Annotated in this window: 23 protein-coding genes; 19 read left to right on the forward strand and 4 right to left on the reverse strand. The window is 41.5% G+C overall.

Annotated elements, in window-relative coordinates:
• Positions 1–65 precede the first annotated feature (65 nt).
• The gene (locus D6774_01160) at positions 66–1,079 is read left to right on the forward strand and encodes a hypothetical protein (protein RME78417.1); all 1,014 of its coding nucleotides are present in this window, start codon (positions 66–68) and stop codon (positions 1,077–1,079) included.
• Positions 1,076–2,317, forward strand: coding sequence for a tRNA (N(6)-L-threonylcarbamoyladenosine(37)-C(2))-methylthiotransferase (locus D6774_01165; protein RME78418.1), 1,242 nt, complete (start codon positions 1,076–1,078; stop codon positions 2,315–2,317). Before D6774_01160 ends, D6774_01165 begins: the two co-directional genes overlap by 4 nt.
• A gap of 14 nt (positions 2,318–2,331) precedes the next feature.
• On the opposite strand, the gene D6774_01170 is transcribed toward D6774_01165, so the two are convergent.
• Both D6774_01170 and D6774_01175 read right to left on the reverse strand, forming a co-directional pair.
• Positions 2,332–2,637 (reverse strand): hypothetical protein, encoded by a 306-nt coding sequence (locus D6774_01170; GenBank protein RME78419.1) that lies wholly within the window; start codon positions 2,635–2,637, stop codon positions 2,332–2,334.
• 81 nt (positions 2,638–2,718) lie between these two features.
• On the reverse strand, positions 2,719–3,288 hold the full coding sequence (locus D6774_01175) for a hypothetical protein (GenBank protein ID RME78420.1): 570 nt from the start codon (positions 3,286–3,288) through the stop codon (positions 2,719–2,721).
• Between the two features lie 294 nt (positions 3,289–3,582).
• Between D6774_01175 and D6774_01180 the strand changes: the two genes are divergently transcribed.
• From D6774_01180 to D6774_01220, 9 genes are all read left to right on the forward strand, one after another.
• Positions 3,583–3,936, forward strand: coding sequence for a hypothetical protein (locus D6774_01180; GenBank protein RME78421.1), 354 nt, complete (start codon positions 3,583–3,585; stop codon positions 3,934–3,936).
• A 16-nt stretch (positions 3,937–3,952) separates the two neighbouring features.
• Positions 3,953–4,672 carry an archaeal proteasome endopeptidase complex subunit alpha gene (gene psmA, locus D6774_01185; GenBank protein RME78422.1) on the forward strand — a complete coding sequence of 240 codons (720 nt, stop codon included), beginning with the start codon at positions 3,953–3,955 and terminating at the stop codon, positions 4,670–4,672.
• Positions 4,669–5,406 carry a ribosome assembly factor SBDS gene (locus D6774_01190; GenBank protein ID RME78423.1) on the forward strand — a complete coding sequence of 246 codons (738 nt, stop codon included), beginning with the start codon at positions 4,669–4,671 and terminating at the stop codon, positions 5,404–5,406. The genes psmA and D6774_01190 overlap by 4 nt, the downstream gene beginning before the upstream one ends.
• Before the next feature lie 132 nt (positions 5,407–5,538).
• Positions 5,539–6,282, forward strand: a complete 744-nt coding sequence (locus D6774_01195) for an RNA-binding protein (protein RME78424.1) — start codon at positions 5,539–5,541, stop codon at positions 6,280–6,282.
• Positions 6,283–6,284: 2 nt separating this feature from the next.
• Positions 6,285–6,989, forward strand: coding sequence for an exosome complex exonuclease Rrp41 (locus D6774_01200; GenBank protein RME78425.1), 705 nt, complete (start codon positions 6,285–6,287; stop codon positions 6,987–6,989).
• Complete coding sequence (locus D6774_01205; GenBank protein ID RME78426.1) at positions 6,986–7,777, forward strand: exosome complex protein Rrp42; 792 nt, start codon at positions 6,986–6,988, stop codon at positions 7,775–7,777. Before D6774_01200 ends, D6774_01205 begins: the two co-directional genes overlap by 4 nt.
• Positions 7,774–7,959 carry a DNA-directed RNA polymerase subunit K gene (locus tag D6774_01210; protein ID RME78427.1) on the forward strand — a complete coding sequence of 62 codons (186 nt, stop codon included), beginning with the start codon at positions 7,774–7,776 and terminating at the stop codon, positions 7,957–7,959. The genes D6774_01205 and D6774_01210 overlap by 4 nt, the downstream gene beginning before the upstream one ends.
• 9 nt (positions 7,960–7,968) lie before the next feature.
• On the forward strand, positions 7,969–8,412 hold the full coding sequence (locus D6774_01215; protein ID RME78428.1) for a DUF357 domain-containing protein: 444 nt from the start codon (positions 7,969–7,971) through the stop codon (positions 8,410–8,412).
• A gap of 97 nt (positions 8,413–8,509) precedes the next feature.
• The gene (locus tag D6774_01220; GenBank protein ID RME78429.1) at positions 8,510–8,908 is read left to right on the forward strand and encodes a hypothetical protein; all 399 of its coding nucleotides are present in this window, start codon (positions 8,510–8,512) and stop codon (positions 8,906–8,908) included.
• A gap of 666 nt (positions 8,909–9,574) precedes the next feature.
• Here the strand turns inward: D6774_01220 and D6774_01225 are convergent.
• Entirely contained in the window at positions 9,575–10,153 is a 579-nt protein-coding gene (locus D6774_01225) for a DUF2238 domain-containing protein (GenBank protein RME78430.1), read from the reverse strand.
• Positions 10,154–10,267: 114 nt separating this feature from the next.
• Between D6774_01225 and D6774_01230 the strand changes: the two genes are divergently transcribed.
• The 7 genes from D6774_01230 to D6774_01260 all read left to right on the forward strand — a co-directional run bounded on the left by D6774_01230 (position 10,268) and on the right by D6774_01260 (position 14,018).
• Positions 10,268–10,696 carry a hypothetical protein gene (locus tag D6774_01230; protein RME78431.1) on the forward strand — a complete coding sequence of 143 codons (429 nt, stop codon included), beginning with the start codon at positions 10,268–10,270 and terminating at the stop codon, positions 10,694–10,696.
• A gap of 47 nt (positions 10,697–10,743) precedes the next feature.
• Entirely contained in the window at positions 10,744–11,430 is a 687-nt protein-coding gene (locus D6774_01235; protein ID RME78432.1) for a hypothetical protein, read from the forward strand.
• Positions 11,387–12,085: a hypothetical protein gene (locus D6774_01240; GenBank protein RME78433.1), complete on the forward strand. Its 699-nt coding sequence runs from the start codon at positions 11,387–11,389 to the stop codon at positions 12,083–12,085. The genes D6774_01235 and D6774_01240 overlap by 44 nt, the downstream gene beginning before the upstream one ends.
• Positions 12,086–12,131: 46 nt before the next feature.
• Entirely contained in the window at positions 12,132–12,419 is a 288-nt protein-coding gene (locus tag D6774_01245; GenBank protein RME78434.1) for a hypothetical protein, read from the forward strand.
• Positions 12,420–12,421: 2 nt separating this feature from the next.
• Entirely contained in the window at positions 12,422–12,661 is a 240-nt protein-coding gene (locus D6774_01250) for an NrdH-redoxin (protein ID RME78435.1), read from the forward strand.
• A gap of 8 nt (positions 12,662–12,669) precedes the next feature.
• The gene (locus D6774_01255; protein RME78436.1) at positions 12,670–13,560 is read left to right on the forward strand and encodes an NAD(P)/FAD-dependent oxidoreductase; all 891 of its coding nucleotides are present in this window, start codon (positions 12,670–12,672) and stop codon (positions 13,558–13,560) included.
• A gap of 98 nt (positions 13,561–13,658) precedes the next feature.
• The gene (locus tag D6774_01260) at positions 13,659–14,018 is read left to right on the forward strand and encodes a hypothetical protein (protein RME78437.1); all 360 of its coding nucleotides are present in this window, start codon (positions 13,659–13,661) and stop codon (positions 14,016–14,018) included.
• A gap of 25 nt (positions 14,019–14,043) precedes the next feature.
• Here D6774_01260 and D6774_01265 read toward each other — a convergent pair whose 3' ends face one another.
• A complete protein-coding gene (locus D6774_01265; GenBank protein ID RME78438.1) occupies positions 14,044–14,292 on the reverse strand; it encodes a (2Fe-2S) ferredoxin domain-containing protein in 249 nt (82 codons plus the stop codon).
• A 35-nt stretch (positions 14,293–14,327) separates the two neighbouring features.
• Between D6774_01265 and D6774_01270 the strand changes: the two genes are divergently transcribed.
• Positions 14,328–14,539 (forward strand): hypothetical protein (locus D6774_01270; protein RME78439.1); only part of this gene is annotated, 212 nt, incomplete at its 3' end.

Raw genomic sequence — 14,539 nt, forward strand, 5'->3', positions numbered from 1 at the left:
ATTTATAAATAAGTGTCTTGATTCTAACAACTATTTTATAAATCGTGGGGCAGGTGTTTCCCCTTATGCAAGCCGTTAAGCGCATTGTACAATACTGTTCAATACAACAAAATGAAACGATTTTGATAGTCTACGATGCGTCAACCCGTTTTCTTGCACAACCTCTTGAAGAAGCAATTAAACAAACAAATACTGTGCTTAGCATCGATCTTGACAACTACAAGCGACCTCTTACACACCTGCCACAACAGCTCAAAGAACAAGTACTCAAACACGATGTGGTGTTAGCACTTATTGAAAAGAAAAAAGATGCGCACACAAACGAAACCGCGTTTCGATCAGAACTTCTTAAAACTTGTGAAGAACATGGAGGTCGTTTCGGATCACTATGGGGAATCACACCTCATATTCTTGAAAGTGCGTACCGCGTAGATCCTCAAGAACTCAAAGCATTCACACAAAAAGTGTTTGAGCGCGCACAACAATTCAAAAAAGTTCAAATCACCGATGATCAAGGAACAAATCTTCACATCGAATTTGACAAGAACTATTCTTGGATTATTTCCGATGGGTTTATCAAAAGAAGAAAGACGCGTAATGTTATGCCAAGTGAAATCTACACGTATCCTTCAAAGGTAAATGGTGTGCTCGTTATTACAGGTACATATTCCTTTCTACTTAACATACCTGGCGTAACTGTCGATGCACTCAAGGAGACGCCTCTTACGTGGGTGATTAAAGAGTCACGTATTGTTGATGTAGATTGCAAGAACACACGTATTGAAGAAGAAGTAAAAAAACTACTCTTGCAAGTAGAAAACGCTGATCGCATTGGTGAATTCGGCATTGGCACAAATTATGGTATCAAAGAACTGCTTGGTAATGTGATGCACGATGAAAAGTTCCCTGGTATTCACATCGCGCATGGTCATGGTTACCCTAACCTTACAAAAGCACCATACACGTGTGATGTGCATTTCGATGCTGTTTTAATAAAGCCAACTGTTGTTGATGAAGAAACGGGCGAAGTATTGCTTGAACAAGGATGCTTCAAAAATAGTTTTGAGGTAATAAGATGAGAGTTGCTATTAGAACCTTTGGCTGTTCTCTTAACCAGGCAGATTCCGAAGCAATTGCGGGTCTGCTTAAATCAAAAGACTATGAAATCGTCGATGACGAATCACTTGCAGATGTAGTCATCATTAATTCATGCACGGTTAAGAATAAGGCAGAGAACAAATTTTTCAAATCAATAAAAGAGTTAGAAGAGCAAGGAAAAACAGTGATTCTTGCAGGTTGTGTTCCACAAGCAGATCCCAAGTTAAGAACATCTAAACTCAAAGAGTATTCTATTATTGGAACAAATCACATTGGTGATGCAGATACTATCGTTGAGAAGACCATTGCAGGAGAAATTGTTCAGCTTACTTCAAAACAGCAAAGCGAATCACGTATTGCTCTTCCGAGTGTGAGGACTAACCCTCTTGTTGAAATTATTCCTATTTCTGAGGGTTGCATGGAGAGTTGTCATTATTGTAAGACAAAGCACGCGCGAGGAAATCAACTTTCATACCGTCCAAGAGTTATTGTTGAACGCGCACAGCAAGCAATCAGCGAAGGGGTGAAAGAAATATGGCTTACCTCGCAAGACTGTGGAAGTTATGGTCTTGATATTGGAACAAATCTTGTTGAAATGGTCATGCAGATTGCGCGTCTTGAAGGGAACTTTATGATCAGAGTGGGAATGGCAAATCCAACCTACATGCTCCCCATCCTTGAAGGGCTTGTAGAACTATTTAATCATCCTAAAGTGTACAAGTTCTGCCATGTGCCTGTGCAGGCAGGAGATGATCAAGTGCTCAAAGATATGAACAGAACATATACTGTTGCAGATTTTAAAAAAATCGTTCAAACTCTGCGTAAAGGCGTACCAGAAATTACTATTGCAACAGATATTATTTGCGGATATCCTACTGAGAGCAATGAGCAATTTGAGAACACACTCAACTTGATTCGTGAATTGCAAATTGAGATTGTGAATATTTCTCGTTTTTGGCCTCGCCCCAACACGCCTGCAGCACGTCTGCACAAACACGATGGCAACGTTACGCTTGAACGCTCAAAAAGACTTGTTGAACTCTATCACTCCTATCGCTTTGATCAATTGAAACAATTTATAGGATCAAAGCAAGCTATTGTTTGGACACAAGAAGTGAATGGAAAGTATCTTGGAAGAACTCCTAATTACACGCTTGTTGAATCAAAAGAAAAAAGTGAAACAATTAAGGGTGTGGAGGGACATCACTTAGTATCCTAAATGAGTATCTCCAACTAGTACCCTAAGGTTTGCTGTTGTGTGGATTCTTCTTCAGTATCGTCTCCCCAGTCGTCTTCAGAATCATCATCGTAGTCGTCGTCAGAGTCATCAAATTCTTCGTCATCATCTTCTTCAACTTCTTCCATGCCTTCAAAGCCTTCTCCACAGGCGTGGCAAAAGTTATCTTCTGGAAAGACTTGTGCTCCGCACTCGCAAGAGAAGATGCGCACATCATCGTTGTCGGGGTGTTCAGCCCCGCATTGCCTGCAAAAGCAGTCAGTAACCATATAATCATACCCGCATTCAGTGCATTGTGCCATTGTGATAAACCTCCTAATAGTAATGAGGTTCTTCTTAAAATAGGTATTTAAGCTTTGATACGGTGACGATAGTATCTCCAATTAGTAACGCCAGCTGAACAGTTTCTTCTGCTTTGCACGCACAACGTGTGCGAAGCGTGAGTACTTTTCGATTTGATTTGCAACATAGGTCAGTGCGCGTCCAAGAGGGCGTGAAGGGTTCACAAAACTACGGTCGCCTTGATGCTCAAGGTTACAAAGTGTTGCAATTCCATTTTGGTGGGGGAAGAGTTCTTCAACACTTGTTGAGTGGTGCTGGGGATTGTGTACGATTGCAGCGCGGTACATCATTCCTCTCTTCTTAAGGTACAGGGGGGCGACATAGCGATTCACTTTGATGTCTTTTTCTTCTACTATGTCTGCGTGATTGGTTGCGATGTGTTCAAGAAGTGCTGCGTGAAGAGGGGATGCGCGTGGAACACGATCAGTTGTTCGGTGTTCTGCTCGCGGGATCACAAGATTCATGGTAAAGCCACGCACACAATCAAGGGGAAGCACGAGTTCTGCTTCAAGATTGCGCTGTGTTGAAGGCTGACCTGGATAACCAAGCACTTCGCAAGGATACTCTTCTTCCAGAACGCGTCTAAATACGTCAGTTGCTAGTTCAAGCACGGAACTGCCCTTGAGTGCGTAATGTATACTTTCGTAACTGTGTTTGTAGGGGTTCATACCTTATCTCTCTGTCATTACTGCGCACGAATCCGTGCAGTATCTGTCACCTACCTCCCGATTTCGAGGTTCATTTAAAAACCTTGTGGGATTTGTTTGAGTGTGTGCGAGGAATCCTTTAAGAACAACCTTTATAAACCCCAAAATCTTTGTTACTGTTTGTAAGAGAGAATCAAAAAATGCTTATTTGGGCTTATTCTCTTGTTATACCTTAGGAAACGCCCGAAAAAAGACGAAATGGAAGAGAAAAGAAGAATTAAACCCTTAATGCCTAGTTTAAGGGAGAGAAAACGATACTTAGTGTATGAAACCATTTCTGAGAATCCAATTGAGCCCAAAATGGCGTTTAAAACAATAAAAAAGCAATTTCAATTACTTTTTGGTAGCATAGGTCTAAGCGAAGCGGGCCTTATGTTCATCAAAGACAAAGCGAGTACAACAAAAGGGGTTATTAGAGTGAAACATACCTATGTCAATAAACTAAAAATGAGTCTTGCCCTCATCGACCAAGTTGAGGGAGAAGACGCACTGATTCACAGCGTAGGGGTTACCGGGATCCTGAAAAAAACCGGGAAATACATCGCGTCATAGAAAAGGAGGAGAGACCATGCAGAATATGAATCATCAAGTTATGGGTTATGATCGAGCAATTACCATGTTCAGTCCAGATGGACGACTACTTCAAGTAGAATATGCAAAGAAGACGGTCAAACAAGGCTCAACCGCAATGGGACTCGTCTGCTCAGATGGAGTGTTACTCGTTGCTGATAAACGCATAGTAGATCCACTCATCGTTGCTGACAGTATTGAGAAAACATTTCAGATTGACGAGCACATCGCAGCAACTGCGTCAGGAATTATTTCTGATGCACGCGTTCTCATTGAACGTGCACAAGTTAAAGCACAACAACACAGAGTAACCTATGATACTCCAATTGACACTCTTGAAGTGGTAAAGAACATGTGTGATCTTAAGCAGCTTACCACGCAATCGGGAGGATTTAGACCTTTTGGTGTTTCAGTTCTTGTTGCAGGAATTGATCCTGAGGGTGAAGCCAAGCTCTTTCAAACAGATCCTACAGGAATTTTCTTTCAATTCAAAGCAGTTGTGATTGGTGAAGGAGAAGAAGCAATCACAGAAGTGCTTCACAAAAAATACAAACCAACGCTTACTATTGATCAAGGACTTAAACTTGCAATTGAAGCACTCAAGGAATTTGTTGAGGAAAAACTCACCTCTGATAGACTTGATGTCGCAATTATCCGTAAAGATGATTGCAGGTTTACCAAACTTTCCAATAAGGAAATTGATGCGGTGCTCAAATGAAAGACTTTAAGCAAAAACCAGGGGCATTAGGCCAAGAAAAAATTTCATTTAACGTTGCTCGTCTCAAAAAAGGAGGCGCGACGTTTGAAATAGCAATCGATCCTGATTTTGCGGTAAAGTATCATGAAGGTGAAGAGGATGTTGATGTTAAAGACGTGTTGCGATCACAACACATCTTTACTGATGTAAGCAGAGGTCTTCACGCTTCGGAAGAAGAACTTAAACGTGTGTTTGGAACTGATGACGAGCTTAAAGTTGCACAAATCATTCTTGATAGTGGAGAAATTCAATTCACACAAGAGTACCGTGAAAAGCTACGTGAGAAAAAGCTCAATCGCATCATTTCCCTGATCCAACGAAACGCTGTTGATCCTACAACAAAGTTACCTATTCCTCGATCGCGTATTGAAAACGCGGTGGAGCAGCTCAAGTTGAAAGTAAAAGAATTAGAACCTGTACAAAGGCAAGTTGATGACTTCGTTAAAAAAATGATGCCTCTCTTTCCCATTAGGTTAGAGCAGATAGTAGTTGAGTTGAGCATTCCTGGAACGTATGCTCATCAAAGCTATGGCATCCTCAAAAAGTTCGGAGAGATTCAAAAAGAAACCTGGGGACAAGATGGAGGACTTGTTGTCCACCTTGAGATTCCTGCGGGTGTTCAAAATGATCTTATCGACGAGCTTAACAACTTGTGCCATAGCGAAGTAGGATTCAAAATTATCAAAGAAGTATAAAAACCTCGTTTGTACACATCTACGCATAACCTTAACGTTTCCTATGCGGGGTTGGGTGGCGCGTAGGGTTGGTGCATAATGAAATGCACTTCAACATGTGTCAAAAAACAGAGGTTTTAGGAGAACAAGAAAATGAGTGAATTAAAAACGGAAAACCGCGCAATTGCTGTTCCTGGTGAAATACTCGCAACAGGAATGGACTTTTTACCAAGCTACGGGACATACCGATTTGGTGAAAATATTGTAGCAAAAGTGACTGGACTTGTCACAGTAGATGGAAAAGTGATTAAAATCACACCTCTTTCTGGAAGATATCTTCCAAAACGAGGAGATACGATCATCGCACAAGTAACAGAGATTCTCGCATCGGGCTGGAGGCTTGATATGAACTCTGCATACACTGCGATGCTCTCAATGAGAGATGCAAGCTCAGAATTCATAGATAAAGGAGCTGACCTCTCTCGCTTTTTCAACATAGGAGATTATGTTATTACAAAGATTGTAAATGTAACGTCACAAAAACTAACTGATGTTACTATGAGAGGACCTGGATTAAGAAAACTTAGAGGTGGGAGGATCTTTGACGTTAATACCAATAAGGTTCCTCGCATCATTGGAAAAGGCGGGTCAATGGTCTCAATGATTAAACAGGCAACTGGCTGTAAAATTCTTGTGGGACAAAACGGTCTTGTTTGGCTTTCAGGAGAAGATCCTAAAATGGAACTTCTAGCACAGAAAACCATCAAGATGATTGAACGAGACGCGCATCTTTCAGGTCTTACTGACAAGGTCAAAGAATACCTTGAGAAAGAAACAGGAAACACCATTGAAGTAAAAGAAAGGACTAATGGTAGTGACAAAGAGGGGGATGAGTAAAAATGGCTTACGAGAAAAGACCTGATGGAAGAGCATTTGATGAACTACGTCCTATTGAAGCAGAAGTAGGTGTTGTTCCTCGAGCAGTAGGTTCCGCACGCTTCAAAATTGGAAAAACCGAAGCAATTGCAGCAGTGTATGGACCTAAAGAGATGCATCCAAGATCTCTTTCAGATCCAAAACAAGGAGTGCTACGTTGCAACTACAATATGATGCCGTTTTCCGGCTCGGGAGATCGTGTTCGTCCAGGACAGAACAGACGAGCAAAAGAGATCTCCATGGTCACAGAAAACGCGCTTAAACCTGTTGTTGATCTTTCAATGTGGCCTGGAGCAGTAGTTGATGTATTCATAGAATTTCCTCAAACCGATGCAGGCTCACGCTGTGCAGGTATTTGTGCTGCTGCAATGGCTCTTGCAGATGCGGGAATTGTCATGCGTGACTTAGTCGCAGCTGTCTCTGTAGGCCGAGTTGATGATAAAATCGTTGTTGATCTTGACTATGCAGAAGAAGCATATCCTGATGGTCCCGTAGCAGACATTCCTCTTGCTATGGTTAATAACACAGGAGAAGTAACACTTCTTCAAATGGATGGAGAGATTACCAAAGATCAACTCATGCAAGCTCTTAAGCTTGGTGAAAAAGCGCTCAAAGAAATTAACAAGGCACAAGTAGCCGCGCTTAAAGCGAAATACGAAAGAAAATGAGTAAAGAATTACAAGTAGTAAGCAAAGAAACTCAAGAATCCATTCTTGATGCGATTTCTCGAGGTATGCGCTTTGATGGCAGACAACCTCTAGAATATCGTGATGTTAAGGTAACTTACGATGTTACGCGAAACGCTGAAGGGTCCTGCATTGTTCAAATAGGCGATACAAAAGTTATTGCGGGTGTAAAGATGGAAGTTATGAAACCCTATGCAGATGCTCCTGATAAAGGAAGTCTCATGGTTAATGTTGAACTACTTCCACTCTCATCCCCGAGTTTTGAGAGAGGGCCTCCTAGCATGGACGCAATTGAATATGCTCGTGTAACTGATAGGGCAATTCGCGAATCTGGCTGTATTGACTTCAAAGAACTCTGCATTGAAGAAGGTGAAGCTGCGTGGATGATCATTGTTGATGTCTGCACGCTTAACGATGCGGGAAATCTTCTTGATGCAATAGGACTTGCAGCAATTGGCGCAATTAAAAATGCAAAGTTCCCAGAACTTGTTGATGGTCAGCCAGACTACAAAAATCGCACAGATAAACCAATTCCGCTAAAACACATCCCCATCAGCTCAACAATCTATAAGGTGGGAGATCAACTCATTGCAGATCCAACAGAGTATGAGATGCCAGGGATTTCTGGACGTCTTACTGTGGGAGTGCTGGAGAGTGGTGAGCTGTGCTCTATGCAAAAGGGAGGAGAAGCAGTTTTCACCCTTGATGAAATCGAGCAAGCAATTGATTTCATCATAAAACAGAGTGAGAAATTGAGGAAGGCGCTATGAGCTTGACGAGATTTGAAAAGGCACGTTTGATTGGAGCACGCGCATTGCAGATCTCTATGGGTGCGCCTTACAAGATTGACATTTCAAAAGAAGATCTTGAGGCGATCAAATATAATCCCATTGAGATTGCAAAAAAAGAACTTGAAGCAGGAGTCTTGCCACTTAAAGTGGTTCGAAAGTAACTGCTAGTTTTGCGTTCTGCGCGTTTAATTTTTTTCAAATTTTTTTGTGACTTTTTTGTCCATGCAAAAAAGAGAAGACACACTGACGTTATTTCAGACCAGTGTTCCAGGGTCTCGTTCATCAACCTGTACGAAAACGTTGAATGTAAACTCTCAAACAACATGATTAACAACACCATAACAAAGGAGCTTCTTGACAAGTACTTCTCACTTACAGGAGAAGCATTGCAAAAAGTTAAGGATTCGGAAAAAGATGTGGAGCGCATCAATGAAGCAATGGATTTTTTAGATCTTGCACAGCGATACTATGCGGATGCACATCATTTCTTTACAAATGGTGAGTGGGTGCTTGCGTACGGCGCGTTATATTATGCGCACGCAATGCTTGATGCAGGAGCACGTTTAGGTTTGTTTAAAGTTGCTGATAGCAGATTATTTATTGTAGATGATTAGGTTACCTCTTTTCACATAGTCTGGGGGTGTAGGGTTGGAGCAGAGAGAGGGAGAGGTTTAGAATAGTTTTTTAAATTGCTTAGGGTATTTTGATGCGATGACCTTTGCAGAGACTTTGGAGGAACAGATCACAAAGCACCTTCCCAAAGACATACGTACTGTGTTTAAAGTGCGTGAAATGAGTTGGGGGCTAAGAGCAGATATCGCGTATCGTGCAAATTCTCGTGCTGATTTTCCGTATCTTTTGGAACTTGTTCGAGACCATTTTCAGGTTGAGGGGTGGGCTTTGCAGAAAAGAAGTTTACCCTTTCTTTCTGATTGTCACATTTTAGTTTATGATCCTGCTTGGGAGAGTTGTGTTATTGACGGTTCTACGCTTCCTGTTCTGCGCGAGAGGGTGCAGGTAAGAGCTGATTGCATTAAAGATGTGGATCGGTTTCTTTCGCTTGTAAGTTTGGTTTCTTTGTATATGGAACAAGCGCCTTACAGAACGTAATGTTTGCGTACGACCCCTTCATTTCTTATGGAAATAAACGTATAAATTACAAAAAGTCGTACTTAACGTACTAAATCTAATATATCGTATATGCGTAGTAGGTTGTAGGAGACAAGGAGATGAAAAAAGCTCATATAGCGACGACGGCAATAGCGTTCCTGGGTGCAGTTGCTGCATGGTTTGCAGCACTAAGCGATCTTATGAGCACCTTCATCATTCCCAACGCGATTATGATTGCAATCACACTTGCAGCGGCAAGTATTACCGTTTGGACCGCGAAACTAGCGGCAGACTAACCTCACACCTGCAAGGCCATCGCCGACTCTAGGCAGAAACAACAGCCTTGCATTCCCTTCACTAGGACATACCCACGCCGACTCTAGGCTGATTATGGGTATGCCTCCTCTTCACTACGTACACGCCGGCGCCGACTAGAGGCACACGTCCGTGCCGTGTACGTCACACTCACTTTCGGACGCACACAACAAAAATTCTTACCGTGTGCGTCCGGTTTGCCCCCTTTTTTTTTACTCAGTCTCTATCAAGACCTATTAAGATTATCACACCTATTAATGGTCACATTAAGATTCTCTGATGCTTCTAACCTTAGTAGATCGGTATGAGAACACTAAAACTCAGAAGTTCTAGAAGAACACAAGTAACACATCACTTCTTGAATTTGAATCGATACAACACGGCAGCAAGCGCCCCAATACCATTAAACACAAGATCAAGAGCTGTATTATAATATCCTCCTACATTTGTGGAAGGCAAGATTACCGTTGCAAAAAATTCCACGATCTCGTTAAGCGCTCCAAGGCCAAGACCCGCAGCAAAAAGAGTAAATCCCAAAGCAAATCCTTGCATCTTCTTCACATGCGGTTTGAGCACATCATACATAACAAGAGTGGCAACAAAGAATCCGATAAGATGAACGACCTGATCAAACTTAAGAATCCAAAAGGGCTCGCCGACAAGAGGTATCAAGATGAGATTATAGAGTACGTCTCCCTTGACATGAACACCTCCTCCTGCCATGTGTAAGATTGCCCAAAGAACAAGTCCCCAAATTGAGAGCTCAGAATAGTCGAGATATTTTGTAGAATGACAGATGAGCCACAAAAATGAGAGTACAACAAAAATGTAAATAATGAACTCATAATTTTTCTGAAGAATAAATGTGCTGGCAAATACGATGAGTGCAAGGACCGCAAGGAGCACAGGTTTGTGATACTTTTCATCCATGATGGTGTGTGAATGGTTGCTTACTTTAAAAAAGTATACCTCGAAAATTATATGTACTAGTGCAGGTGAGAAGCAAAACACACCCTCATGAACTACGTAAACACCTCATTATGCATGGCAGGCCCGCACACTTGTTTTGGTTGCTGCGGAAGGGACTACATTAAAGAAGAACTCAAACAAGCAATTCATAAGAACACCTTGGAGTTCAAATCTGCAAAAGATCTTGTCGCTTTTCGGGAACGATTGCCAAAGGATCAGTTACGAGCGTGTGGTGTCTGTGCAAATCTTATCTTTTCCGATGAAACAAAATCAAGAACTCTTTGTCCTCTCCACCCACAACAAACACCTGATGGGAAAGATCTGCGAGAAGGACACTGTGATATTTCATTCTCTTGTAAAGCTGCCTTTGCTTATGAGGGATGGGATGAAAAAACAAGAAAGAAATTTCTTGCGTTTCTCAGAGAACAAAATGACGATCTCATTAATTATTCAATCAAGATGGATTCAGACGAGTATTTCGAGGAGTTTCTCAAACAAGCGTAGTGTAACTTGCCACAATCTTTTTAAAAACAAGCGTTCAAAAAGACTCCATGAAAAAACACATTAAGAAGCATGTTAAAAACAATTGGTGGATCATTCTCATCATACTCATAGTTATTATCGGTGGCGCAAAACTCCTTAGCGGCATAAACACTGCTGACACGTCACAAGTGCGTTTCACATCCCTTTTTGAAAGAGCAGACCAAATAGCACAAGACGACCCTGCAAGAGGAGAAGGAAAACTAACCCTCGTTGAATTCTCAGATTATGAATGTCCTTTTTGCGCGGAGTTTTACAGACAAGTTGAAATTCGTCTTGAAGAAGATTTTCCAAATCAAATCCGTTTTGTATACAAGGACTTTCCTCTTGACACTGCGTGCAATGAGAAGCTCTCAAGACGGATACATAACAACGCATGTACTGCGGCACTAGCAGCTGAATGCGCAAAAGAACAAGGAATGTATTGGCAATATCACGACGTACTCTTTCAAAATCAGCAAAAACTTTCCGTATCTGATCTTAAAAATTATGCAAGCATCCTCGGTCTTGACATGACTCAATTCAATGAGTGTCTTGATTCTCAAAAATACTTGGAAGAGGTCAAAGAAGACATTACACAAGGACAATCTTTAGGCGTTACAGGAACTCCTGCGCTTATCATCGGCAATAAACTCATTTCAGGTCTTTACCCTTATGAAACATACAAAGCGCTTATTGAAGAAGCTCTTCAAGGTTAATCTTTTAAGTAGCGCACTTGATGCTGGTTTTGTTATCGCAGCACTACTGTACTTGTTTGTACTTGGCCGTTTTCTTCCAGAAAATCCAACTGTTTCGTGGGTGCAAGAAAACGTCGTATTCCTCTCAGTTCTCTTCATACTGGCATTTACAGGTATTGTCGCCCTCTACGCATTTGCGAAAAGAAGTATTCTGGTTAAAGAATATGGACTGCAAGTGTCTTTTTTGAGATTACTTCAAAACTCCTTCCTTGCCTTTGTTACCCTCGCAGTTCTTATAGGTGTGCTTACTTTTTTGAGCTTGACCCCTCTACTCACACTCCCTTTTAGTATTCTCGCCTTTGTTGTTCTGCTCGTAACACCTACGTTTTTACATGTGCTTCACGTAACAAATTCTTTTTCTCGATCCACAACTTTTCTTATTGAAAAATACGTGGTGGTCATTAAAAGTGCCTTTGTACTTGTTTGCACCGTTCTTGGCCTCTTCATTCCCCTCACAATTCTACAAAAACTCTTCACCTTCGTTACAGGGACGCAAGTTGGAGTAACTACGTACTATGTGTATAACACGCTTTTCACAATATACGTAATTGTTGCCTATCTTCTCATAATTCAGGTGCATAGACGATACGTACTCATGAACCGTACCAAGTTTTAAAAAGCTCTTTTTGATCGGTTTTAGTATTAAACACGAGGTGATACTCATGGGTATCCTAGATCTATTCAAAAGGAAAAAAGAACCAAAAAAAGATGCTATGAAGGCTCCTGCTAAAAAAGCAGCTAAGAAATCAACGAAAAAAGCGACGAAAACATCATCTAAGAAATCTTCAAAGAAAAGCGCAACAAAAAAGTCTTCTAAGAAAGCCTCTGCTAAAAAATCAGCAAAAAAAGCATCCAAGAAGACCTCCAGCAAAAAAGCTTCTAAAAAAGCGTCCTCAAAATCAACGAAAAAAGTCGTTAAGAATTCAAAGGAAGTCTGTGAGTTTTGTTAACGATGACCGTTGAAATTTACTCCACCCCCAGCTGTCCGTACTGTAAAGCAGCAAAAGAATACTTCAAATCAGAAGGTATTGAGTATGTTGACTATGACGTCTCAAAAGACCACAAAAAAGCTGAAGAAATGCTAGAACTCTCAGGACAAACAGGAGTTCCTGTCATCGTTATCGGAGACTACGTCATAGTCGGCTTTGACAAAGAGGCGATCACAAAGGCGCTCTTAGAAGAAAAATCCTAACTGCAGTAATGAAAGACTACGATGTTATCATTATTGGTGCAGGTCCAGCAGGACTTTCTGCCTCAATCTTTTGTGCTCGTTCTGGACTTACCACTCTTCTCATAGGTGATCCTCAAAAAGCCCCGTGGTACACTGCACAAGTAGACAATTATCCTGGTATTAATGGAGCAACCGGAAAAGAAATAGCTCTAGCAGCACTTGAGCAGGCAAAGCAGTTTGGAGCAGAGCATCTTAACGAAGAAGCAACATCTGCTCAGCAAGACAATGAGCAATTCATCATCACAACATCTCGCCTTAAGAAGTTCCGCACAAAAGCACTCATCATCACCGTAGGAATAGGACGAAAAGGATTTGGCATACCTGGAGAAAAAGAATTCAAGGGAAGAGGCGTGCATGAATGCGTACTCTGCGACGGATTTTTTTACAAAAATAAGAAAGTAGCAGTAATTGGAAGCAATAATCATGCAGCACAAGAAGCACTGCTCCTCAAGCAATTCACTCAAGACATTACCATTCTCTCTCCCAGAGAACCTCAGTTCACAAAGGAATTACAAGAGGCGCTCAAAGGAATTGAAGTAAAGCGCGTGAAGATCAAAGAGTTCAAAGGAACAAATAAACTTACAACAGTTGTTTTTGAAGATGGAGAAGAGGATTTTGATGCAGTCTTTCTAGCTCTTGGAGGAGCGAAAAGTTTTGCAACTCAGCTAGGTCTTGAACTAACAAAAGAAGGATTTATCAAAGTGGATGACGAGGGCAGAACCAATATCAAAGGGGTTTTTGCAGCAGGTGCTTGCACAGGAGCAGCCCCGCAAGCAGCAAAAAGTGCAGGTGATGCAAGCGCAGCTGCAATAGCAGCAATCAAATTCGTAAAAGGCATTGAGCGCTACGTTGATTATTAATCCGAGTTCTCTCTTTTTTTCAGGCGAATGTTTTCAGGCGAATGAGCTGGTAACGTAGTAATGTTTAAATATCTGTTACACTATCCTTTTGCATTACCATGAACCTCCCCCCTCTCTTTGCAGAACTCTATGAATTCGCGATTCTCTCCAAAGGAGCACTAACTGGTTTACAAACGGTATGCGGATCCCCCGAATCATCATCGCTCATTCTCATAGGAGGATTCATCGCATCAAAGAACTCAGAAGGTATCACCCAACCCCAACAAACTCTTGAAGAAAAAATCAAAGACAGCTGTGATTTCTCCCCTGAAAACAAGACAACCATAGCAACTAACGCAGCATTTCTTGTAGATCAAACAATGAAGGCAACAATACTCTTCGGAACTGGCTACGCCATCGGTGCAGGTATTGGCCTTGGACTCAAGTACTTACCACAACTACAACACTACTTGCAATAAGTGTGAAAGATCCAACAAAGGTTCTTCATAAATATCCTTCAAGTAATTCTTGCATAGGGGGTAGGGAAATACAATCTCCCTTTGAAATCGCATTATATTTTTCAACACTTCTATCAGGTAACGCAACATTAACAGAAGCACCTAGTGAACAGCGTTTAAGACAATACGTTGCGCGAACAGTAAAGAGGGGATCATTACGTACAAGTCTTTCAAGCTGAGCATAGCGCTCTTCTCCCCCTTCACATTGCCTACAAACGGTAATTATGTACGTCATTAGGTTTATTAAGTGCGACCTCTCTTATATGATTTATGAAATTTGCTTATGCTAAGTTTTCTGTTGATAACGCAAAATATGTTCTTTTCGGATGTCCTGATGAGAGAGGTTCAACTGCGAAACGAAGGGGGGCAAGCTCAGGACCAGCAGCATTTCGTCGCGTTTCTCATCGCGAAAAGGTGCGACGTGACGGCCATGTTCTTCTCATGCAAGAAGCACGTAAAATCATTACGCAAAGCATCGCTGA

Source organism: Candidatus Woesearchaeota archaeon (assembly GCA_003695435.1).
Lineage (GTDB): Archaea > Nanobdellota > Nanobdellia > Woesearchaeales > UBA11576 > J101.

What these genes read in the sequence shown, in the direction of transcription:
- D6774_01160 (RME78417.1), top strand. Translation starts at nt 66, where the DNA reads ATGCAAGCCGTTAAGCGCATTGTACAATACTGTTCAATACAACAAAAT.
- D6774_01165 (RME78418.1), top strand. Translation starts at nt 1,076, where the DNA reads ATGAGAGTTGCTATTAGAACCTTTGGCTGTTCTCTTAACCAGGCAGAT.
- D6774_01170 (RME78419.1), bottom strand. Translation starts at nt 2,637, where the DNA reads ATGGCACAATGCACTGAATGCGGGTATGATTATATGGTTACTGACTGC.
- D6774_01180 (RME78421.1), top strand. Translation starts at nt 3,583, where the DNA reads ATGGAAGAGAAAAGAAGAATTAAACCCTTAATGCCTAGTTTAAGGGAG.
- psmA (RME78422.1), top strand. Translation starts at nt 3,953, where the DNA reads ATGCAGAATATGAATCATCAAGTTATGGGTTATGATCGAGCAATTACC.
- D6774_01190 (RME78423.1), top strand. Translation starts at nt 4,669, where the DNA reads ATGAAAGACTTTAAGCAAAAACCAGGGGCATTAGGCCAAGAAAAAATT.
- D6774_01195 (RME78424.1), top strand. Translation starts at nt 5,539, where the DNA reads ATGAGTGAATTAAAAACGGAAAACCGCGCAATTGCTGTTCCTGGTGAA.
- D6774_01200 (RME78425.1), top strand. Translation starts at nt 6,285, where the DNA reads ATGGCTTACGAGAAAAGACCTGATGGAAGAGCATTTGATGAACTACGT.
- D6774_01205 (RME78426.1), top strand. Translation starts at nt 6,986, where the DNA reads ATGAGTAAAGAATTACAAGTAGTAAGCAAAGAAACTCAAGAATCCATT.
- D6774_01210 (RME78427.1), top strand. Translation starts at nt 7,774, where the DNA reads ATGAGCTTGACGAGATTTGAAAAGGCACGTTTGATTGGAGCACGCGCA.
- D6774_01220 (RME78429.1), top strand. Translation starts at nt 8,510, where the DNA reads ATGACCTTTGCAGAGACTTTGGAGGAACAGATCACAAAGCACCTTCCC.
- D6774_01225 (RME78430.1), bottom strand. Translation starts at nt 10,153, where the DNA reads ATGGATGAAAAGTATCACAAACCTGTGCTCCTTGCGGTCCTTGCACTC.
- D6774_01230 (RME78431.1), top strand. Translation starts at nt 10,268, where the DNA reads ATGGCAGGCCCGCACACTTGTTTTGGTTGCTGCGGAAGGGACTACATT.
- D6774_01235 (RME78432.1), top strand. Translation starts at nt 10,744, where the DNA reads ATGAAAAAACACATTAAGAAGCATGTTAAAAACAATTGGTGGATCATT.
- D6774_01240 (RME78433.1), top strand. Translation starts at nt 11,387, where the DNA reads ATGAAACATACAAAGCGCTTATTGAAGAAGCTCTTCAAGGTTAATCTT.
- D6774_01245 (RME78434.1), top strand. Translation starts at nt 12,132, where the DNA reads ATGGGTATCCTAGATCTATTCAAAAGGAAAAAAGAACCAAAAAAAGAT.
- D6774_01250 (RME78435.1), top strand. Translation starts at nt 12,422, where the DNA reads ATGACCGTTGAAATTTACTCCACCCCCAGCTGTCCGTACTGTAAAGCA.
- D6774_01255 (RME78436.1), top strand. Translation starts at nt 12,670, where the DNA reads ATGAAAGACTACGATGTTATCATTATTGGTGCAGGTCCAGCAGGACTT.
- D6774_01260 (RME78437.1), top strand. Translation starts at nt 13,659, where the DNA reads ATGAACCTCCCCCCTCTCTTTGCAGAACTCTATGAATTCGCGATTCTC.
- D6774_01265 (RME78438.1), bottom strand. Translation starts at nt 14,292, where the DNA reads ATGACGTACATAATTACCGTTTGTAGGCAATGTGAAGGGGGAGAAGAG.